This window comes from uncultured Ellagibacter sp., from assembly GCF_934643285.1.
In the GTDB taxonomy this organism is placed as follows: Bacteria; Actinomycetota; Coriobacteriia; order Coriobacteriales; family Eggerthellaceae; genus Ellagibacter.
In genome coordinates this window covers 310,499-332,089 of the sequence record NZ_CAKUBT010000001.1, presented here as the reverse complement: position 1 = coordinate 332,089, position 21,591 = coordinate 310,499, and the positions used below count along the sequence as shown (strand labels likewise).

General features: G+C 60.7%; 16 protein-coding genes and 4 tRNA genes. 14 read left to right on the top strand and 6 right to left on the bottom strand.

Annotation, left to right across the window (positions count from 1 at the left end; genetic code table 11):
* The 4 genes from Q0I65_RS01515 to Q0I65_RS01500 all read right to left on the bottom strand — a co-directional run.
* Positions 1–1,012: amidohydrolase family protein (locus Q0I65_RS01515; RefSeq protein WP_296059008.1), on the bottom strand; the 1,012-nt coding region annotated here is incomplete at its 3' end.
* 248 nt (positions 1,013–1,260) lie between these two features.
* Positions 1,261–1,458 carry a hypothetical protein gene (locus Q0I65_RS01510; protein WP_296059006.1) on the bottom strand — a complete coding sequence of 66 codons (198 nt, stop codon included), beginning with the start codon at positions 1,456–1,458 and terminating at the stop codon, positions 1,261–1,263.
* Positions 1,459–1,550: 92 nt separating this feature from the next.
* Positions 1,551–1,895 (bottom strand): oxidoreductase, encoded by a 345-nt coding sequence (locus tag Q0I65_RS01505; RefSeq protein ID WP_158048452.1) that lies wholly within the window; start codon positions 1,893–1,895, stop codon positions 1,551–1,553.
* A 25-nt stretch (positions 1,896–1,920) separates the two neighbouring features.
* On the bottom strand, positions 1,921–4,326 hold the full coding sequence (locus tag Q0I65_RS01500) for a molybdopterin-dependent oxidoreductase (protein WP_158048453.1): 2,406 nt from the start codon (positions 4,324–4,326) through the stop codon (positions 1,921–1,923).
* A 510-nt stretch (positions 4,327–4,836) separates the two neighbouring features.
* On the opposite strand from Q0I65_RS01500, the gene Q0I65_RS01495 reads away from it, so the two are divergent.
* The 7 genes from Q0I65_RS01495 to Q0I65_RS01465 all read left to right on the top strand — a co-directional run bounded on the left by Q0I65_RS01495 (position 4,837) and on the right by Q0I65_RS01465 (position 9,038).
* Positions 4,837–6,387 carry a hypothetical protein gene (locus Q0I65_RS01495; protein WP_296059001.1) on the top strand — a complete coding sequence of 517 codons (1,551 nt, stop codon included), beginning with the start codon at positions 4,837–4,839 and terminating at the stop codon, positions 6,385–6,387.
* A gap of 149 nt (positions 6,388–6,536) precedes the next feature.
* Positions 6,537–6,611: transfer RNA gene (locus Q0I65_RS01490), tRNA-Asn, on the top strand.
* A gap of 289 nt (positions 6,612–6,900) precedes the next feature.
* Positions 6,901–7,044, top strand: coding sequence for a hypothetical protein (locus Q0I65_RS01485; RefSeq protein ID WP_296058999.1), 144 nt, complete (start codon positions 6,901–6,903; stop codon positions 7,042–7,044).
* A 97-nt stretch (positions 7,045–7,141) separates the two neighbouring features.
* Entirely contained in the window at positions 7,142–8,071 is a 930-nt protein-coding gene (locus Q0I65_RS01480; protein ID WP_296058997.1) for a hypothetical protein, read from the top strand.
* A 71-nt stretch (positions 8,072–8,142) separates the two neighbouring features.
* Positions 8,143–8,229: transfer RNA gene (locus Q0I65_RS01475), tRNA-Leu, on the top strand.
* A gap of 43 nt (positions 8,230–8,272) precedes the next feature.
* Positions 8,273–8,641, top strand: coding sequence for a YjcQ family protein (locus tag Q0I65_RS01470; RefSeq protein ID WP_296058995.1), 369 nt, complete (start codon positions 8,273–8,275; stop codon positions 8,639–8,641).
* A gap of 322 nt (positions 8,642–8,963) precedes the next feature.
* A tRNA-Ile gene (locus Q0I65_RS01465) sits at positions 8,964–9,038 on the top strand.
* A gap of 62 nt (positions 9,039–9,100) precedes the next feature.
* Here the strand turns inward: Q0I65_RS01465 and trpS are convergent.
* Positions 9,101–10,156, bottom strand: coding sequence for a tryptophan--tRNA ligase (gene trpS, locus Q0I65_RS01460; RefSeq protein WP_296058993.1), 1,056 nt, complete (start codon positions 10,154–10,156; stop codon positions 9,101–9,103).
* Positions 10,157–10,317: 161 nt separating this feature from the next.
* On the opposite strand from trpS, the gene Q0I65_RS01455 reads away from it, so the two are divergent.
* From Q0I65_RS01455 to ilvC, 6 genes are all read left to right on the top strand, one after another.
* Positions 10,318–10,392: transfer RNA gene (locus tag Q0I65_RS01455), tRNA-Val, on the top strand.
* Positions 10,393–10,540: 148 nt separating this feature from the next.
* Positions 10,541–11,920, top strand: a complete 1,380-nt coding sequence (locus tag Q0I65_RS01450; RefSeq protein WP_296059022.1) for a uracil-xanthine permease family protein — start codon at positions 10,541–10,543, stop codon at positions 11,918–11,920.
* A 427-nt stretch (positions 11,921–12,347) separates the two neighbouring features.
* Positions 12,348–14,024 carry a dihydroxy-acid dehydratase gene (ilvD, locus tag Q0I65_RS01445; RefSeq protein ID WP_296058992.1) on the top strand — a complete coding sequence of 559 codons (1,677 nt, stop codon included), beginning with the start codon at positions 12,348–12,350 and terminating at the stop codon, positions 14,022–14,024.
* A gap of 80 nt (positions 14,025–14,104) precedes the next feature.
* On the top strand, positions 14,105–15,988 hold the full coding sequence (ilvB, locus tag Q0I65_RS01440; RefSeq protein ID WP_366513196.1) for a biosynthetic-type acetolactate synthase large subunit: 1,884 nt from the start codon (positions 14,105–14,107) through the stop codon (positions 15,986–15,988).
* Positions 15,985–16,470 (top strand): acetolactate synthase small subunit, encoded by a 486-nt coding sequence (ilvN, locus tag Q0I65_RS01435; RefSeq protein WP_158048458.1) that lies wholly within the window; start codon positions 15,985–15,987, stop codon positions 16,468–16,470. Before ilvB ends, ilvN begins: the two co-directional genes overlap by 4 nt.
* Positions 16,471–16,671: 201 nt before the next feature.
* A complete protein-coding gene (gene ilvC, locus Q0I65_RS01430) occupies positions 16,672–17,670 on the top strand; it encodes a ketol-acid reductoisomerase (RefSeq protein WP_366513195.1) in 999 nt (332 codons plus the stop codon).
* Between the two features lie 76 nt (positions 17,671–17,746).
* Here the strand turns inward: ilvC and Q0I65_RS01425 are convergent, their stop codons facing one another.
* Positions 17,747–20,194: a hypothetical protein gene (locus Q0I65_RS01425; protein ID WP_296058986.1), complete on the bottom strand. Its 2,448-nt coding sequence runs from the start codon at positions 20,192–20,194 to the stop codon at positions 17,747–17,749.
* A gap of 296 nt (positions 20,195–20,490) precedes the next feature.
* Here Q0I65_RS01425 and serC point away from each other — a divergent pair, with 296 nt between their 5' ends.
* On the top strand, positions 20,491–21,573 hold the full coding sequence (gene serC, locus Q0I65_RS01420; protein ID WP_296058984.1) for a 3-phosphoserine/phosphohydroxythreonine transaminase: 1,083 nt from the start codon (positions 20,491–20,493) through the stop codon (positions 21,571–21,573).
* Positions 21,574–21,591 lie beyond the last annotated feature (18 nt).

Below are 21,591 nucleotides of genomic sequence, written 5' to 3'. Positions count from 1 at the left end.
TCTCCTCGTCGGTGACGTCGAGCGCGTCGATGGACTCGACCGAGCGAGCCATCCACTCGTAGAAGACGGGGAAGGAGGAGCCCATGAGCAGGTGGTCTGCGCCGCAAACCTTCACTGCGCACTCGATCTGGTCTTTGCCCCAAGACATCGGATGAGTCATGTCGAAGAAGATGTTGTTCTCGAGGTAACGGGTGTAGGCCTCGTGGTCGACGTTGGTGGCCAGGCGGTTCATAGCCTCCTTCTTCTTGGTCGACTTGTGCGGTGCGAGAATCTCCTGCAGGCCGAACCAGTTGCCGCCGAACATGGTGTGGACAAACTTGAGGTTCGGGAACTCGTCGAACATGCCGGAGTAGATCTCGCGGCCGACAGCTGCTGCCTGGGCATGGATGCGGCCGAGCTCACGGCGCAGAATCGTGTAGTCATCGAAGTTCTGGAAGGCGTTCTGGCCGGGGGTGTGGTGCACGACAGCCGGAACCTTCATGTCGTTCAGGACTTTCATGTAGGGCTTGAACAGTTCGTCGTCGAGGAAGCGATCGCCATAGCAGCAGGCGAACTGCACGCCGACCATACCGAGGTCCTCGATGCAGTGCTTGAGCTCGTCGACGTCTTCCTTGCGGCCGAACGGCGGCAGAACGGCGTTGGCAACGAGGCGGCCTTCGGAGCGTTTGCACATCTCGGCGGCCTGCTCGTTCACGATCTTGCACATGTCGAGGGGCAGCCATTCCTGCCACACCGGCATGCGCAGCATCGCGATGTCGACGCCAGCCTCGTCCATTGCCTTGATCTTAGTCTCGAGCGTGTAGTCGCCGTCGACGTAGTTCAGGATCTGCTTGCCTTCGGGATACTCAAGGATGACCTGGTCCTTCGTGCCGTCCGGAGTCTTGCCCAGATACGCCTTCATGCCGAAGGTGACCGGCGCGGAGTACAGAAAGCCGTGAAGCACCTCTTCGTTGGTGAACAGGTTGGTCGGCAGGAAGTGCATGTTATCGTCGATAACGCGAGTTTCAGCCATTTTCTCTCCTTTTTTGTTGTCGGTTGTCAGTAGGTTTGAATGTATGAACGGGAGCCAAGCTACGCTTAACCCTCCTTATCTGCCTTGCCGGCGCCCACTGATAGGTATGGGGAGATCCGCCCAGGTGGTGAGGGAAGCCCTGGGGATGGAAGTAGGGATAACCACCTGGGCGGCGGATCGTCTAAAGGGTGATGCGGGGCGGGGAAGCGGTTGTGTTGTCCGCCTCCCCGACAAGATTCCGCATCGGGCTACTGATAGATCTGGTTGATCTCGTGCTTCGCCATCTTCTTCATGTTGGCGCTGCAACGGACTCGCCAGTCGATGCGGCCCTGCTCACGCTGGTACTCGGTGACTTCGTGAGAGAACTCGCGCGGAGCGCGCACGTCGATGTTCATGACATGCGTTGCGCACTGTCCCCCGAAATCATCGGCAAATTGCTGAGTCATGTTCTCCTCCTTCCCCCTCTAGTCTTTCGTCCGCCTGGGCAAGCGATAGGCGTGAATGCCGCCTTCCCCCGGCGGATGAAGCCTTATATGATCTACGCCTCGTTGATGGCGACGATCATCTGCTTGGGCGAGTCGACCTTGGCGGCCAGCTCCTCAATCGGACCCCAGTCGAGGCATTGTGCCTGGCAGTGCTGAACGCACGTGGGCTTCTTACCCTTGCCGCAGCGCTCTTCGCACAGGTCGCACCACTGCGTGAACTGAGGGATGAAATCGTATTGGAACACCTTGTTGGCCTCATCGATGTGCAAGGGACCCAGCTTGGTGATTTTGATGCCGAATTCCTTCTCGCTATAGCCGTGCTCCTGCTGGCAGGCGAGAACGCACGCCTCGCAACCGGTGCAGTAATCCACGTCGACGAGGATTCCCTGAATTGCCATTGTTAAACTCCTCTCGCGCGGCCTGTTAGTCTTCGGCCTTGTAGATCTTGCACATCATGGCCTTGTAGTTCGAACCGAAGCCCGACACGCCGGCGTCGAAGGGAACGAGGTTGTTGATCTGCGACTCGAAAACGCCGAACAGACCCTTCTTCTCGTCCTCGGTGTTCTCCTCTGCCTCGTCCTTGCGCTCGGGGAACCACCAGCCGTGCTCGCACTGCATGACGCGCGGATCGTAGCCGTCGTCGAAGGTGGCCTTGTACTTGCACTTGCCGTGCTTGTTCTCGAGCCACATCCAGTCGCCCTCTTCGATGCCGTGCTTCTTCGCCGTCTCCGGGTGGATATGGCACAGCGGGTCGGGATGCAGGGCGCGCAGCTTCTCGATCTGGCGCTGCTCGGAGTGGAAGAAGTGAGGCACGCGCATGCCGGAGGTCACGATGTAGGGGTACTCCTCAACATCCTCAGGCGCCGAATAGGGGCTCTCAACGGGCTCCACATAGCTCGGCAGCGGATCGAGGCCCGACCACGAGGTGTGATGGAACACCATCGAGTAGATCTCGGCGCGACCGGTCTCGGTGCGGAAGCCCACTTGGCCGTCGGGACGAAGGTCGCCCGTCTCGTACTTGCGGTACTTGAACTCGGGGTACTTCCAGGTGGCGTCGCGAAGCTCTTCCCAGGTGAAACCGCCGTCTTCGAGGGCGTAGTCCCACATTTCCTGAACGTTGTCCCAAGGCCACGCGATGTCGTCGTTTTCCGGCTTGATCGCATGGGTGAGGCGCTTGCCGAGCTCGAGGAAGATCGTGTTGTCAGGCTTGGAGTCGCCGACGGGCTCGATCGCCTTGTTGATGCAGCTGATACGGTAGGCGTTCAGTCCGCCGAAGCCGTCGCGCTCCTCGTAGGTTGCTGCGGGCAGCACCACGTCGGCGAGTGCCATCATGGTCGGTGTCATGAACAGGTCCTCGACCACGATGAAGTCGATCTGCTTGTACCACTCGAGCTGCTGCTCGGCCTGGGCGCCCATGGTCGCGAGGAAGTTGTTCGTCACGATGTAGGCCGCATGGATGGGGATCTCGCCGCGCTGCCACGCTTCGATGGTGGCGTTGGAAGAGAGGTTCTTGAAGCCCACGGCGAACATCGGGTAGCGCTCGATGCCGATGCGCTTTGCCTGCTCCTCAGGGGTCATGAGCTCGTCCCAGCCCCAGGTGCCGACCCAGTTCGGCTGCTCGATGCCCCAGCAAGCGTCAGCCATGACGTTGCCGCCCGGGATGTCGAGGTTGCCGGTGATGCACCACATTGCCGTGATGGCGTGAGCAGCCTGCTGGCCGCCGGTCTGCTGGTCGAGGGCGACGCCCCACTGGATGGCCGCAGGATGGCTCGTCGCGTAGGTGCGGGCCACGCGCACGACGTCTTCCTTGTCGACCCAGGCGCGCTCGCACAGTTCGTCGAGGTCCATGTCGGCGACGCGCTCGCAGACTGCCTCGAGGCCGTAGACCCACTTGTCGCAGAATTCCTTGTCATAGAGCTTCTCGTCGCAGATGACCTTCAACATGGCCATGGCGAGTGCTCCGTCTCCGCCGGGGCGGACGCGCAGCCAGTCCTTGCCGGCGCGAGCCGCAAGCCAGGTGAGCTGCGGGTCGACGACGGCAACCTTCATGCCGCGCTTCATGAGGTCCAAAATCCAATGGCCGTAGAAGCCGTCAGCGTTGGAGTAGAAGGGCTGATGGCCCCACACGATGCAGTACTCGGGCACCGTGTAGCGGGGATCGTCATAGCGCTTGGGCAAGAACTGCGAGCAGTCCATAACGCAGGAGCCGCCGAGCATGCACGCCATGGACGCGATGCGAGGCAGGTAGCAGGAATTGCCGGCGAAGTAGGGGACGCCCTCGTTCGGCGAGCCCATGCACGCGTTCAGGCGCGTGACCTGGTGAATATCGCGGCCCGTGCCCTGGCACATAGCGATCTTGTCGGGGCCGTAGGTGTCGGCGACCTTCTTGAACTCCTCGACGATGATGTCGTAGGCCTCATCCCAGGAGATTTCGACGAACTTGTCCTTGCCGCGATCTTCCTTCGCACGCTTCATCGGGTGCAAAAGGCGGTCTTTGTGGTAGACGTAGTCGGGGATGCAAAGGCAACGGCTGCAAAGACGGCCCTGGTTGTAGGGGTCCTCGGGGTCGCCTTCGACCTTCACGAGCTTGCCGTCCTTCACGTAGGACAGAATGCCGCAGACGTTGTGGCATCCCGGTGCGGAACGTGCCGTGCCGCGGATGACGGTCATGCCGTCCTCTTCCCACTTCCAGGGCACCTTCGGCGTTTCAGCCGCAGGCGCTGCCGGGACGGTGTCGGTCTTTTTGGGAAGACGCGAGCCTCGGCGATACTTCTTTCCGTTGGTTTCCCCCCAGTGCTCTTGCACCGTGGACTCGGTAGAGTCTGCCATTGGGTTTCCTCCTTCATAATCGGAATACGTGATCGGTTTCGTCTTTCTATGCTGCCGCTCTCCTCGGCGGTCTGTCGCTCGTCGCACGCACTCGTCAGGTTGCGTTCACGATCGGCGCGATTCCGACGACTGCGAAGTTACACCGCGCGCATGAGGACATACCCCCGATAAAAGATGAGAAGATGGATTTCAGTAGATTGGAATTACCCCAATAGGCGGTCAGCCCATTGGTATGAGGTTGCGACCTGGTTCAATGGCGCCGTAAAGCAAGGATGCCTGTGCGAGCGCCTCTTTGGTGAGGACAGCCGAAGAAGGGCTGGTTCGCTGAATTTCGGCTGCTCTGCTACGCGGTCCGCCTGGTGGCTTTACTGGCGTTCTATTTGGACCCTTAAGTTTCATCTTTTCAGCCGATGCGCTCATCCTTTTCCTTCCTCACCATAAAGGTAGGTTCCTCGTGTGACGGGATTTCGCAAGGGGCGGAATCGCTGCCCGGGGAGAGAGGAGAGGGTAATGGATTGCAAGTCTCAAGCGCTCGATGTCGACGCAAACGGAATCGGGGGAGAGGTTCGCTCAAACGAGCGTACGCTTTCCCGCAGGGGGTTCGCCAAGGCCGCGCTGCTTGCCGGAATCGGCATGGCGGGAACCGCCGCACTCGGTGGCTGCGCGTCGAGGGCGGAGTCGGGCGGCGGCTCTGGCAAAGCAGAGCAGTCCACGGCGATCGACTTCGCGAAGCTCGAGGCGGGTTTGCTTCGAGTGGGCGCAGGGCATGCCGCGATCAAGCTCGATGAGTACTGCCCGATCGATGAGGGCAACACCCAAGCGGGGCAGGCGAAGGGGACTCCCGATTTCGTTCACTCCGAGGGGTATTACACCAATGTTCACGAGGGGCATGACCTGCGGTTCTCGATTGTTTTGCTCGAGTTCAACGGCGAGAAGTACGCTATCTCGTCAATCGAGCATGTGAACCCGGTGAACATCGACGACGACAAGAAGCTTATCGAGTCGCTGACGGGCGTTTCCGCTGACAAACAGTGGTATCACAACCCGCACGTCTTGAGCGCGCCGCACGATATCAATCAAGATGCGATCAATAACGCGATCGAGGAAGCGTGCAAGGCGGCGCTGGCCGGTATGAAGGACGCGAAGTTCGGCTTTGGCGAGGGCGTGACCTATGCCAACACCAATCGCTGCTACGAGACTGCCGACGGCTGGAACCAGGTGTCCAACGACAACGGCAACACCGATCACGTGCTGCCCGTGCTGCGCTTCGAGGGTACCGACGGCAAGCCGATCGCGATTCTCTACACCGTCAACATGGCCTCGGGCACGCTCGAGAACCAGATGAACTCCGAGATCGATCCTACGGGACGCCAGATTACCTGCGATATCGCTGGTCTTTCCGAGCGATTCGTCGAGGAATACTACGGCGGCGATACGGTGGCGATTTACTTCGCTGGCTGCACGGGCGATCAGTGGGGCAGCGTTCGCGCCGAATACAATTATGTTGCGGGTTCGAAGGGCGGCCTGGAATACAAGAAGGGATTTTTCGACAACGAGGCGGCGTGGCTTATGCTCGATGTCGCATCGAGCCGCCTCGGCGTTTCCGTGGTCGATACCGCAAACGCGATTTCGTGCGGCGATGTCCACGTCGTTTCGTACTCTAACGAGAAGTTCGAGTACAAGCAGCTCGACAAGGACAAGCTGAAATCTGGTCCCGACCCGAAGGTCTTCCAGTATGTGCAGTCCGAATCGAAGCCGACGTGCACGACCGACGTCTCGGTGTTCGCGATCGACGATGTCGCGATTACGGGCGTCAAGCCAGAGATGAACATCCAGTCCCTGAAAGACATCAGGGCCGATTCGCCGTACGCGCACAACATCATGCAGAACTGGGTGAGCTTCGACGGCGATTCGGTGCAAGGCTATCTCCCTGACCAGGAAGGCTTCGACCAGAGCGGCAAGCAGGCCTCGAAGACGAACTTCATGCCCGGCTCGGCGGAGGAAATGGTTGGTCATGCGATCGACATGCTGAAGGAAAGCTATTCCGCCATTAAGAAGTAGGACAACCTGCGTAGGGGCCCTCTTGGCAAGGCTTGGGATTCCGAATGCCCGCGCTTGTCAAAAAAGTTGAAATTGGGTCTTGCGCCGACTGATGAGATGGGTATAATACTATCTTGCGCGTTCGGAAAGAGCGCAACTGATTGGCAGATTCCTCGGTAGCTCAACGGCAGAGCATCCGGCTGTTAACCGGAGGGTTGTAGGTTCGAATCCTACCCGGGGAGCCATTTTGAAATTGTTCGAACCCGTCGAGGGCAAAGGTCCTCTCGACGGGTTCTTTTGCATTTTGAATTGAATTCATTTCCATGATGTCGCAGCTGTCCCGAGAGCGAGGCTCGCGATTGCTCCTGTTGTGAGTTCGTCGCGCCTGGGGGCGTTGCCGCTGGCAGACATCGCAAACCTCCAAGAAAAGAAATCGTTCGTGATAAGCATGGGCCTAACAGGGGTGCGTACTAAGACGCGCACCCTTTGACGCTCATGTCGCTTCAGTGCTGGGCAATTCTCTCAAAAGTCGTGATGCCGAATATCGTCGCGTCAACCAGGATCAGCGACGGCGCTGCCTCCGCCGTGGAGCAGCGCGTCCTCGGCTGGTGCCGCTCCCGCGAGGGGGCCTTCGTCGCCGAGAAGCGCGAGGCTGCGAAGCTCATCATGGAGGGCTGAGGTGTAGGCGTACGACGACAAGGCGGCGGGGTTCGCGTCGCAGTGGTACGACTACCGCGCCGAGCAGGGCGGCGCGAGGCTCGGGCAGGCCGTCACCATGACGGTCTACGAGCCGGGGTCGGTGGACGACGTGGCGCGCTACCAGGCGAAGAAGCTCGCGAAGGAGGGCGACGCGGCGCTCGCGAGGGCGTGCGGCGAGTTCGCCAGGAACGACGCCTTCCGCAGCCTCAACGAGACGATCATCGCAAACGTCGGGCGCGACAGGGACAAGGGCGCGATGTTCGCCCGCGTGCCGACGGGCACCGAGACCTGCACGTTCTGCCTCATGCTCGCGAGCCGCGGCGCGGTCTACCACTCGCGCAAGACCGCGGGCGAGTGGAGGCACTTCCACCGCGGATGCGACTGCAAGGTGGTCCCGAGCTTCGAGGACGACCCCATGGCCACGCTGGTTCATGGACACGACCCAAAGGATGAACTGCGAAGGTGGACGCGCATCGAAAACGCACGACGCGAATCGAGGGAGCTAGTACAGTTTTCGGGCGATTTCGAAAATGATACCGCTGCTGCGGTTCGAGTGTGGACTGATCACGACAACGTCGATATGTATAGAGCCACGATTGGCAACTACCTTGCATCGTTGAATCCAGCAAACGTGATAAAGACGGAGGATTACGTTGTCCCGATGCCAAAGGAGGTCATGGAGGTCTATTGGCTGTCTCAGCTAGGGATGCCTATTGAATTTCGCTGTGACTTCAAACATATCGAAACCGACGGAAACACTTCCGATATCGGAGTCGGAGGGGTTACATGCGATATGAAGCAGATTAAAAGCGCGAGCGTTAAGAAGATGAAGCGAAGGATTACCGAAAAGATACCAAGACAGGGGCCTGTGTTCATGGTTGATATCAGTGAATCCCCGATGACGTTCAATACCGCTGAAGCAGCATTGTCGCAATTACTCGACGACCCTTATATCGAGAGAATCTATCTTACGAATGGTAAGCGAATAGAGGAGTTGAAAAAATAAGCACCCATTGGGCTACTCTGGCTCAGGTCGCCTGGGCTCCCTCTGGGTGCAAGGAAATTTTATCACAACATCGGGGCGTGGCGGAACAGGCAGACGCGCCAGTTTCAGAGGCTGGCGGGCGCAGGCCCGTGCGGGTTCGAATCCCGCCGCCCCGACCAACTATTGCAGGTAAGGCCGTTGAGCTTTGCAAAGGAGGAACGCATGGCATCAGATGATTTCGAAGTTTTAGCCTTCAAGATTCTCTCGTATCTCTACCGGTGCATGAAGAACGGCAAGAAGGTCGACATCGCAGCGCTGCGACAGCTCGTCGGATGCAACGAGGCGTATTTCGGCGCGGTCGCCAAGAGCCTCCAGTCGAAGGGGTACGTCGAGGGCTTCGCTTTCGACGGCTTCTCGGGCGTCGTCATCGACTCGCCGAGCCTTGCCGTCATGTCCGACCCGGCCATCACGATGGATGGGGCGATCTTCGTGAGCGAGAACTCGCGTATGCGCAAGGCGAAGGACTTTGCCGGGCACGCATTCGAGGTCGCGCTCTCTGCGGCCATCCAGGCGGCAACATCGCGTATCTAATCGCGCCCAACACAATCGAATAGCTATCGCCGCATGCTCTTCGGGGCCTTCGTTGATTCAAGCCATCCGCACGGGTGGCTTTTTTCATACAAGGACGTGCCCCGCACGGCGCGAGAAGGAGGCAGGCATGGAAGACGCGACCCAGGCCCAGGACGGGCAGCAGCCGCAGCAGGCGCAGGTCGACCCGCAGTAGGGGGCGACCGCGCGCGCCGTGCTGGTCAACTCCGTTGCCAAGGCGGTGGGGTAATGTCTGCCTGCAATGCGGATATATGAAATTTCCTTGACTGCTCAGCTTTCGGGTACAATAGTCCAAGTGCAAAACGGGCCTGTAGCTCAACGGTGGAGCAGGGGACTCATAATCCTTTGGTTCTCGGTTCGAATCCGGGTGGGCCCACCATAAAAAGTAAAGCGCCGCCGAGAAACCTCGACGGCGTTTTTTCATGCTCTGCGTCTTGCAGTCTAGGCGGTGTAGACCATACCCATGGCCTCGCGAACCTCGCCAAGCGTTTCGTTCGCGATCTCGTTCGCGCGGCGGTTGCCGTCTGCCAGGATGTCGGCAATATACGCCGGGTCTTGCATAAGCTCCTCGCGGCGCGCGCGGATGGGCGCGAGGTAGTCGTTCACGCTCTGGGTGACGTACTTCTTGAGCGTGCCCGAGCCGCCGTCGCCGATTTCCTCCGCGATCTCGACTTCCGTGCGCCCGGTGCAAAGCGCCGCGGTGGTGAGCAGGGCGGACACGCCGGGGCGATTGTCGGGATCGAAGGTGATGTTGCGGTCGGAGTCGGTCTGCGACTTCTTGATGAGCTTCGCGGTCTCCTCCGCCGTCGCCGAGAGGCTGATGGCGTTGCCGTAGCTCTTCGACATCTTGCGGCCGTCAAGCCCGGGGATCAAAACGGCGTCGGTCAGAAGGCCTTCGGGCTCGGGGAACACCTGTGCATAGCGCTCGTTGAAGCGGCGCGCGATCTGGCGCGTCTGCTCGATGTGCGGCAGCTGGTCTTTGCCGACGGGCACGATGTTGCCCTTGCAGAACAGGATGTCGCACGCCTGGTGCACGGGGTAGGTCAAAAGCAGGCCCGTGAGCGCGTGCCCCGACGCCTCCTGCTCAGCTTTCACCGTGGGGTTGCGCTCGAGCTCGGCTTCGGTGCAAAGCGAGAGGAAGGGGAGCATGAGCTGGTTCAACGCGGGAATGTGCGAATGCGTGAAGATGATGGTCTTCTCGGGGTCGATTCCGCAGGCCAGATAATCGATCACCATGTTGTGCACGTTGTCGGCGATATTGGCGGTCGTGTCGCGGTCGGTGATCACCTGATAGTCGGCGATGACGACGCGGGTGGGGACGCCGAGGTTCTGCAGCGCCACGCGTTCCCTGATCGTCCCGAAGTAGTGTCCCAGATGCAGGCGGCCCGTGGGTCGGTCGCCGGTGAGCATGAGGTATTTCTCGGGATGCACGGCCAGGTCGGCGCGGATTTCGTCACTGCGCTTCTTCGATGCGAGGAAGCTGTCTTCGTTGCTCATGGGTTCTTCTCTCCCTTATTACGTCACGTGCGGAAATGCATGCTTCGAAAGTATAACAGTATAGGCGCGCTGAAAATGTTGAAATTACCCCTTGCGCGCGGCTTCGATGAGCGCTATTATATTTCCTCGCATCAGGAACAAGTTTTGATGCGCACTTACTTGGTCGCTTGGCTCAGCGGGAGAGCATCGCCTTCACACGGCGGGGGTCACAGGTTCAAATCCTGTAGCGACCACCATGAAACCTAAAGGCCGGAAGCCACGAGCTTCCGGCCTTTTTCTTTCTTGCACGCTCGACCTTTCGCTCTTCACGTGTACAATGCCACCCAGTGAAAACTTGCAGAGAAGGAGAGCTTCGTGGCGAAATTCGACAAACCGGTACCGACAATGGGGGCCGAGGACAGCCCCGATGCCATCTATGATGCGACCACGCTCGGCAAGCCCAAGATGATCGTCTTCGGCTTGCAGCACATGTTCGCCATGTTCGGCGCCACCATCCTGGTTCCGGTGCTCACGGGACTCTCCGTTTCCGCCACGCTTCTGTTCGCGGGCTTGGGTACGCTTTTGTTCCACTTCCTCTCGAAGGGGAAGGTGCCGGCGTTCCTCGGCTCATCGTTCGCCTTCATCGCAGGCTATGCCGCTATCGCCCCGAACGGCGAGGCCGAGCTTCTGCCCTATGCCTGCCTGGGCGTTGCATGCGCGGGTCTTCTCTACCTGGTGCTCTCGGCGCTCTTCCGCGGCTTCGGCGCGCTTCGCGTGATGAAGTTCTTCCCGCCCGTGGTCACAGGCCCGATCGTCATCTCGATCGGCCTTATCCTCTCGAGCTCTGCCATCGCGAACGCCTCGACGAACTGGCTTGTCGCCGTCGTGGCGATCGCTGTCATCATCGTCGCGAACATCTGGGGCCGCGGTATGGTGAAGATTATCCCGATTCTGCTCGGCGTGCTCGTGTCCTACCTGCTCGCCGTTGCGCTCGGCGAAGTTGACTTCTCGGGCGTCGCCGCCGCGCCTTGGATCGGCCTGCCCGTCGCCTTCGAGAACACGGTCTTCGCGCTCTCGAGCAACTTCGACGCAGGGCTTGCCATCACCGCGGTCATCACGATCATGCCCCTTGCGCTCGCAACCATGATCGAGCACATCGGCGACATCTCGGCCATCAGCTCCACGGTCAACCGTAACTTCATCGCCGAGCCGGGCCTGCATCGCACGCTTCTCGGCGACGGCCTGGCCACGATCCTCGCCTCGCTTTTCGGGGCGCCAGCCAACACCACGTATGGTGAGAACACGGGCGTGCTCGCGCTCACCAAGGTGTTCGACCCCCGCGTCATCCGCATCGCCGCGGTGTTCGCAATCTGCTTCTCGTTCTGCCCGAAGTTCGCAGCGGTGATCGAGGCCATGCCCGCCTGTGTCATCGGCGGCGTGTCGCTCGTCCTGTACGGCATGATCTCGGCCGTCGGCGTGCGCAACCTCGTTGAGAACAAGGTTGACTTCATGAAGAGCCGCAACGTGCTCGTCGCGGCGCTCATTCTCGTGCTCTCCATCGGCATTGCTTACTCCACCGCGGGCGCCATCGTGTTCGCCGTCGGTGGCATCACCATCTCGCTTTCGGGCCTCGCCGTGGGCTCGCTTGCGGGCATCGTGCTGAACGCGGTGCTTCCCGGTAAGGACGAGTATTCATTCGGCGGCGACGCCCCCGAGCGTGCAGACGAACCCGAGATGCGCTTCCCGCTTGAAGGCGAGCTTCCCAAGGATGTAAAGGAAGCCTAGGCGAGCGGCTCGCGTGAAGGCGTCCCACCTGGGAATTTGTCGGCAATGTGCATTTATCGCCACATCGCGGCGTTTAGGGGAATTTCCTCTTGCCCTGCGATGTGGCGGGGGTATACTGACGCCAGTTCAAAACCAAATACGACGAAATGCGTTGACGAGGAAAGTAAGGACGAACCCATCTCTCAGAGAGCCGGCGGATGCTGCGAGCCGGTGGTGGGCGGCCCCGAATGCCACCTCCGAGCAGTTCGGCGCGAACGTTTCGCTCGCTTTGCGAATGACCTTCGCAATCGCGTGAGGCAAGTAGCCTGAATCGGCGACTCCGTTATCGGTCCGCGGTCTATTCCGTTGTTCCCAAGAGGTCCTGGTGCAGGTGCTTGCAGCCAGGATTTTTTTATGGGCGGTGACGCCCGGAGGGAGGACACGGAACATGCAGCTTCGCAGCGATGCCATCAAGGTGGGTGCCGCGCGCGCCCCGCATCGCAGCCTGCTCAAGGCTGACGGGATCACCGACGAGGAGATGGGCCGCCCGCTTATCGCCGTCGTCAATTCCCGCAACGACATCATCCCCGGCCACAACAACCTCGACAAGATCTGCGAGGCCGTGAAGGCCGGCATCTACCTCGCGGGCGGCGTCCCGTTCGAGGTGTCCACCATCGGCGTGTGCGACGGCATCGCCATGAACCATGCGGGCATGCACTACTCGCTTGTGTCGCGCGAGGTCATCGCCGACAGCTTGGAATGCGCGGTCGAGGGCCACGCATTCGACGGCATCGTGTGCATCCCCAACTGCGACAAGATCGTCCCGGGTATGATTTTGGGCGCTCTTCGCGTGAACATCCCCACCGTGTTCGTTTCCGGCGGCCCGATGCTTCCCGGCCACGAGCCTGGCTGCACGGGCGGTCCCACGACCGACCTGAACACGCTCTTCGACGGCGCGGGCAAGGTCGCCGCTGGCACGATGAGCGAGGACGAGCTGAAATACTACGAGGACACCGCGTGCCCGACCTGCGGCAGCTGCTCGGGTATGTTTACCGCGAATTCCATGAACTGCCTGTGCGAGGCGCTGGGCATCGCACTCCCCGGCAACGGCACCATTCCTGCCGTGTATTCCGAGCGCCTTCGCCTCGCCAAGCATGCGGGCATGAAGGTTATGGAGCTGCTCGAGCGCGGCATCAGCTTCCGCGACCTCGTGTCGGCGGCGGCGATTCACAATGCCATGGAATGCGATATGGCCTTCGGCGGCTCCACCAACACGGTGCTCCACCTGACCGCCATCGCCCAGGCGGCGGGGCATCCCATCACAATGGACGACTGGGACGCGGCGAGCGCCCGCACGCCCCATCTCGTGAAGCTGCAGCCCTCCGGCCCGCGCCCGCTCATCGACCTCTACGCCGTAGGCGGTGTGCCGGTTGTCATGCACGAGCTCAATGAGCTGGGGCTTCTTGATGAGTCCGCTCTCACCTGCATGGGCAGCCTTCCCGAGTATATCGAGAAGTGCACGAAACCCGCCGATGGCGAGGTGTGCCGCACACACGACAACCCGTTCTCGAAGGTCGGTGCATTGCGCGTGCTCCACGGCAACGTCGCTCCTGACGGCGGCATCGTGAAGAAGTCGGCTGTCGACCCCTCGATGCTCACGCACACGGGTCCCGCGCGCTGCTTCAATTCCGAGGAGGAAGCCTGCAAGGCCATCTTCGCAGGGGAAATCAAGGCGGGCGACGTCGTCGTCATCCGCTACGAGGGCCCGGCCGGCGGCCCCGGCATGCGCGAGATGCTCACGCCGACGTCCGCCATCGTTGGCATGGGGCTTTCCAAGTCCGTGGCGCTCATCACCGACGGGCGCTTCTCCGGCGCCTCGAAGGGCCCCTGCGTGGGACACGTGAGCCCCGAAGCTGCGGCGGGCGGCCCCATCGCGCTCATCGAGGACGGCGACGAGATCACGGTCGACATCGAAGGGGGAGAAATCAACCTCCATGTCGACGACGAGGAGCTTTCCCGCCGCCGCGCCGCGTTCGTCGCACCCGCACCGAAACACAACCATGGCGTTCTCGCCAAGTATGCAAAGCTCGTCTCATCGGCCGATAAGGGGGCGTATGTCTCGTGAGCAACACCGTGAAAAGCAAGAAACCTCAGTTTAGCGGGCCTTTGGGCCTGGGCAGCAAGACCGAGAAGCAGGGTCTGCGCATGAACGGCGCCGAGGCCATTATCGCCTCGCTCGAGGCCGAGGGTGTTGATTTGGTGTTCGGCTACCCCGGTGGCCAGGCGATTAAGATCTACGATGCGCTCTATGACAGCAAGCAGATCACGCATATCCTCGCTCGCCACGAGCAGGGCGCGGTTCACGAGGCCGACGGCTATGCGCGCGCGACGGGACGCCCTGGCGTGGCCATCGTCACGTCCGGCCCCGGCGCCACGAACACCGTGACGGGCATCGCGACGGCCTACATGGATTCCGTGCCCCTCGTCGTCATCACCGGCCAGGTCCCTCGCGGCGTCATCGGCACCGACTCGTTCCAGGAATCCGACATCGTCGGCATCACCATGCCGATCGTCAAGCACTCCTTCCTTCTGCAGTCGGCTGAAGAGCTCACGACGACCTTCCGCGAGGCGTTCCATATCGCCTCGACGGGACGTCCCGGCCCCGTGCTCATTGACGTGCCCTCCGACATCCAAAGCGAGCAGATCGTCTTCAACTATCCCGATGCGGTGAACCTGCCGTCGTATCGCCCCACGTACAAGGGCAACGCCAAGCAGATCAAACAGGCAGTCGGCGTGATCGAGCGCGCCGAGCGGCCCATCCTCTACGTCGGCGGCGGTGCGATCGCGTCGGGTGCTACCGAGGAGCTCGTGGCGCTTTCGACCGCGATGCAGATTCCCGTGGTGACGACGCTTATGGGCAAAGGCGCCTTCCCGGCGTCGCACCCGATGAACCTTGGTCCCGTCGGCATGCACGGATCGAAGTTCGCAAACATCGCCATGACCGAGTCCGACCTGATCATCGCGGCGGGCGCGCGCTTCTCCGACCGTGTGACGGGCAAGCTCTCCGAGTTCGCCCCGCATGCGAAGGTCATCCACATCGACATCGATCCGGCCGAGATCGGCAAGATCCGCGAGGCGCAGGTGCCCATCGTCGGCGATCTGAAGGGCGTCGTCGCGGGCATCGTCACCACGATCGAGAAGGAAGCCTGCACGCCGCGCACCGAGGCGTGGAACGCGCAGATCGCGGAGTGGCGCGAGCGCTACCCGTTCTACGACGCGCAGATTACCGAGAACCCCGACGAGATCGTCCCCGAGATCGCCATGCAGAAGCTTTCCGCGAAGCTCGACCCGCACAATTCTGTCGTCGTGACCGAGGTCGGCCAGCACCAGATGTGGGCCGCGCAGTTCATCGACCGCGAGGAGCCGCGCAGCTTCATTTCCTCGGGCGGCCTGGGCACGATGGGATTCGGCTTCCCCGCATCCATCGGCGCTGCGTTCGGGCGTCCGGGCGCGCAGGTGGTCTGCATCGCAGGTGACGGGTCGTTCCAGATGAACAGCCAGGAGATGGCCACCGCCGCCATTCACAACGTGCCGGTGAAAGTCGTTATCTTGGACAACCGCGCGCTCGGCATGGTGCATCAGTGGCAGAAGCTCTTCTATCGCGAGCGCTACTCGTTCACCGAGCTTGACGCGAACCCAGATTTCGTGAAGCTTGCTGACGCGTACAGCTGGCAGGCAGAGCGTGTGACCGACCCCGCGAAGCTCGACGAGGCCTATGATCGCATGCTCGCCTGCGACGGTCCTTTCCTTTTGGACGTTGCAATCTCCGACCAGCAGAACGTGTTCCCGATGGTCGCGCCTGGCAAGGCGATGAGTGATGTCATGGGCGCGATCGACGTGGCGGTTGGCGCGGTGCGCACCGATGTGCCGGGCGAGCCTGCGCCGGTGGTGCGCGAGAAGTCGCCCTGCGCGAAGATCGACGCGCAGTTCGGCGGCCGCTGGGAAGCCGACCCTGAGGACAAGGGCCCGCACCAGGGCGAGGGCTCGAACGGGGAAGGCGCCGCTGAAGAGGAAGGGGATGTTCGATGAAACATATCCTGTCTATCCTGGTCGAGAACAAGCCGGGCGTGCTCTCCCGCGTGACCGGGCTCATCTCGCGCCGCGGGTTCAACATCGACTCGCTGTCGGTGGGCCCGACCGAGGATCCCACGATGTCGCGCATCACCATCATCGTGAAGGCCGACGACGTGGCATACGAGCAGATCACCAAGCAGCTGCACAAGCTGGTCAGCGTGTATAAGATTAGCGACCTCACGAAGGAATCCGCAATCGAGCGCGAGCTCGTGCTCTTCAAGGTGAACGCGTCGCCCGAGCGGCGAAACGAGATCATCGAGATCACGAACGTGTTTCGCGCGAAGATTGTCGACGTGGGTAAAAGCTCGCTCACGATCGAGGCGACGGGCGACGAGAGCAAGCTCAAGGGCATGGAAGATCTCTTCCGCGCCTACGGCATCAAGGAGATCACGCGCACGGGCAAGATAGCCATGAGCCGTAATTCCAAAGAAGTATGATGCTCAACTTCTTCCCGCAGATAAGTGGCCCCTGCGCTCGGCTTCGCCGTGCTCGGGGTCGAACAGCACTCAGCTGTTCGATGAGCCGTAATTCCAAGGAAGTGTAGGGAGCGAACCTGCACATCATGGGTATTTCCGCGCGAGCGGTTGCCATAAAGCAAGGTAAAACCAGCCAAAAAGAAAGGACAAACTACCATGGCTGTGACAATCTATTACGAAGAGGACGTCAATCCGAAGATCATCCAGGGCAAGAAGATCGCCATCATCGGCTATGGCTCGCAGGGGCATGCCCATGCGCTCAACCTCATGGATTCCGGCTGCGACGTGCGCGTCGGCCTGCGCGAGGGTTCCAAGTCCGCTGAGAAGGCTCGCGAGGCTGGCCTTAAGGTTGTCGACATGGACACCGCTGCCGAGGAAGCCGATCTCATTATGATCCTCACGCCGGACGAGACGCAGCCGAAGGTCTACGAGGAGCACATCAAAGAGCACCTGAAGGCTGGCGACACCCTCGCGTTCGCCCACGGCTTCAACATCCACTACGGCTACATCAAGGCTCCTGAGGACGTGAACGTCATCATGTGCGCTCCTAAGGGCCCGGGCCACATCGTCCGTCGTCAGTTCACCGAGGGCTCCGGCGTGCCCGATCTCGCGTGCGTGGCGCAGGACGCGACCGGCGATGCATGGGATATCGCGATGTCCTACTGCTGGGGCGTCGGCGGTGCCCGCTCCGGCATCATCAAGGCCACGTTCGCCGAGGAAACCGAAGAGGACCTCTTCGGTGAGCAGGCAGTTCTTTGCGGTGGCCTCGTCGAGCTCGTCAAGGCTGGCTTCGAGACGCTCGTCGACGCCGGCTATCCGCCCGAGCTCGCTTACTTCGAGTGCTACCACGAGATGAAGATGATCGTCGACCTGATGTACGAGTCCGGCATCCATTTCATGAACTACTCCATCTCCAACACCGCTGAGTACGGCGAGTACTACGCCGGCCCGAAGGTCATCAACGAGGAATCTCGCGAGGCCATGAAGCTCATCTTGAAGCGCATCCAGAACGGTGAGTTCGCGAAGGAATTCGTTGCCGATTGCGAGAACGACCACAAGTGGCTTATCGAGCATCGCGAGGCGATCAACAACCACCTCATCGAGACCACCGGCGTCAAGATTCGCGGCATGTTCTCCTGGATCAAGTCCGACGAGCAGTAGTTCGGCGCAAGCTGATTTAATCAAGCGGGGCCCGCTCGGTGTGAGCGGGCCCCGCTTGCGCTTGGGCAAAAGCGCTTTAATCCTCGAAGGATAGTTTCTCGTAGACGCCGAGCAGCGTGATGTCGAAGTATTTCTCGGTCTTTGAGCCGCGGTTGTTGTCGTAGTTGTAGTAGTTCCTCTGGCTGAGTTTCATCTTTCCCGAGATGACGGGCGTGTAGTACTGGCTGTGCTCGATGGCGCCCTTCGACTTGATGTAGCGGTCTGCCTTAGGCTCGACGCCGGAGACTGAGAAGCTGTAGTCTTCCTTCTTGCCAGCGTCAGGGAGCGCGATGCTGGCCTCGTCCTGCGCGAAGAGTATTTGGTGCAGTGTCTTTTTTCCGCCGTAGTAGTCGTAGATCTTTCGAAAGCTTTCGATATCCGCCACAAGGTGGGCATCGCTGCTCACGGTGAGCTGAGGCTGGTTTGCTCCCGTGCTCTTGTTCACCTTGAGGACGGCCGCTTGCGTCATGAGCGTGACTTCCTTGCCGGGCACCATGAAGTGGCGCCACTTATCCGCATGCGGAACCACCTTGTAACTCTCGATCAGGCGGGATGCGCGTGTGGCGTAGCCTTCCTCGTTGTTGCTTGCGTTGTCCCTTGTTGCGCGAATGAGGCTGAACTCGTTTGCCACCTCGTAATCGTTGGCGATTGCGTTCGCCGCGTCGGTTCCGAAGAGCTGCTCCCAGCTCGCGACGCATTGACTGATCTCGACTTTTCTCTTCTCGTCGGATAGCGTGACATCATCGACAAGGTGGTCCATGTATCCCCTCAGCGCGAAGGCGGCGTATCCGCACAAAAGCCCGAACTTGTTGACAACCTCATCCTGAAAGCCCACTCGACCCGCAATGGTATTTTGCTCCCACGGGCTTTTGAGCAGGGATAACTTGAAGTATGCCTCGAGGGGGTTCAGCGCGACGCCGACCTGCTCCGCCAAAAGCGCGCTGCAGTAATCGATGGCGTAGGCGACGACGGTCTTCCCGTCGACGGTAAGCCTGGGGTTTTCGGCGGAGGTTGCTGTCGCAAGGTACATGGCGACACGTTTGCGCGCGGCGATGTAGTCATCGGTTCCCTCCTGAAAATCCTTCGTGTAATCACGGTTGAACTTCTCGATGAAGTCCACCAAATCGGTCGTGTTGCGGAAATACGTTTTGATCAGCTCGTTGATCATTGAGCAGAGCTCGGCTTCCTGAATCGCCGTGTACACGGCTTGGATTTCACGCTCGATGTTGTCGAGTCGCGCGTTGATCTCGCCAAGGGCGCGCTCGACGCCGTTGTTCGAGCCGAAAACTACAGATAGGAGCGTATTCGTGGTGTAGGTAACGGTCTTGTTGAGCGCGAGGTTGGCAACGCCTTTCAAGATGGTATCGATGTCGCCCTGGACGAAGGGGATGTCGTTTTCGGCGCCTTGGTTCGCGGCCGCTAGCTCCTCGTCGGTGGGAAGCTCGATGCAGTTCTCGTCGATGGGAGCGTCGAGATCGGGCTGGAAGTCCTCAAGGCGGTTCCATTCGGGGTCGTCGCTTGTGAGCTCGGGCTTGTCGGAGAAGGCGATATCGGCATCGCTGTCGGTGGCGGTGTCCGCCTGGCTGCCCTTGGCGGAATCCGCGATTGCCGCACCGGCTTCGTCCGCATATGCCTTTTCGGGACCTAATGAAACAGGGAAGGCGGCGGCGCTCGTCTTCGCAGCATCCGCCGCCTCGACAACGACGGGAGGAAGCTCAAGGTCTGCGCAAAGGCCCAAAACGAAGGCGCGTTCGTCTTCGTTTCCCTGGCCTGTCAGCACCCGCACGAAGGCCTTGTTCGCCTGCGACGCGTAATCGGCGTCGACGGTGTGAACGGCGCAGGGGACGGATTCGAACTCGACCTGCTCTGCGTAGGGCGCGTACACCTCGCTCACGAGTGCGCCTGCGTTCACGCGCACGTCCGCGCGGCTATCACCCATGATCACCGACTGCACCGATGATTCGGGGTGAAGCTCGGCATCGGCCTTTCCCACGACGATAAGCGATGCTATGCTGCCCGAGACTTCCGCGCGGTCGATTCCGCCCAAGAAAAGCGCGTCGATCGTCGCGTCTTCGTCGACTAAAACCACGTAGCGGGACGCGATGTCGTCTGCGGCGAGCATCTCGATGTCGCCGTGCACGCACACGGGCACATTCGCGGGCCCGATCTGCATGACCTGCTTCACGCCGTCGGCGTCGCAGTAGGCGATGGCGAGCGTTTCGCCATCGCCGCTCGGGACGATGCCGAGCTTCGAGCCGGTGAACGCGATTCCCTGCTTGGTCTCCTCCGTCCAGTCGGAAAACCACTTCCCGTCTTCCACGCGAAAGCTCGTCTCGCTTGGGGTGGGCGCGGCATAGCAGGGGGAGTCCGCCGTGCTTTTCGCCTCGCAACCTGCGAGCATGGCCAGTGCGCCTCCCGACACGATGACCGTCGTCGCGGCGGCTCCGAGCTTGAGCGCGTCTCTTCTCGTGATCGCGTTTTCCATGCGTCCTCCTTTCGTGGCGCCTTCCCGCCAAATGTCGGCACGTCTAAGGCGTGGCGTGCTGGGTTTGCTTAACGTGAAATTATACAAGGAATTCACATTCATTTTTTGCGCCACACGGCCCTGAAAAGGGATGCAGCGTGCATCTTCGGGCCAAGGTGTCCCACCCAGGCGCGTAAACCCATCTGCCGACGATGCGCGCCCGCGCGGCCGAATGGGCGGGCGTTTCGGGCCCTTCGCTTGAGCGCTTTAGTACAATAAAGTACATATCTAACTCTCGCGATTTAAGGAGCGCGCTTATGGGCAGGGTGTTCAACTTTTCTGCAGGTCCCGCAATGCTTCCCGAGGAGGTCTTGAAGACCGCGGCGGCGGAGATGCTCGATTACAACGGGTCTGGCATGTCGGTCATGGAGATGTCCCATCGCTCGGCGACGTTCAAGGGCATCATCGAGACCGCTGAGCAGGACATCCGAGATCTCATGTCCATCCCCGACAATTACCGCGTCCTCTTTTTGCAGGGCGGCGCCACGCAGCAGTTCGCGGCAATTCCTATGAACCTCATGCACAACAAGGTTGCCGACTACATCGTGTCGGGTAACTGGTCGAAGAAGGCCTTCAAGGAAGCGAAGCTCTACGGCACCGCGAACCTTGTCGCTTCCTCCGAGGACGAGAACTTCACGCGCGTTCCCGATTTCGAGAGCGCCGCTTTCTCGCCCGACGCCGACTACGTCTACATCTGCCAGAACGAGACGGTCTACGGCACGCGCTACACCCACCTTCCCGAGACGGGCGATATCCCGCTTGTCTCCGACGTCTCCTCGATGTTCCTCTCCGAACCCGTCGACGTCTCCAAGTACGGCCTCATCTACGGCGGCGTGCAGAAAAACGTCGGTCCTGCCGGCGTGGTCATCGTCATCGTGCGCGACGACCTTATCCGCGAGGACGTGTTGCCTTTCACGCCCACCATCATGCGCTACAAGACGCAAGCCGACGCCGGCAGCCTGTCGAACACGCCGCCCGCCTACGGCATCTACGTCTGCGGGCTTGTCTTCAAATGGCTCAAAGAGCAGGGCGGACTTGAGGCTATGCAGAAGCGCAACCAGGAGAAGGCGGCGCTGCTCTACGACTACCTCGACCAGTCGAAGCTCTTCAGCGGCACGGCGCAAAAGGAGTTCCGCTCGCTCATGAACGTTCCCTTCGTCACGGGCGACGCCGATTTGGACGCGAAGTTCATCGCCGAGGCGAAGGCGCGCGGGCTCGAGAGCCTGAAGGGTCATCGCAGTGTGGGCGGCATGCGCGCGAGCATCTACAACGCGATGCCGCGTGAGGGCGTCGAAGCTTTGGTCGCGTTCATGGAAGAGTTCGAGAAAAACAACGCATAAAGCCGTATAGTGGTGCTG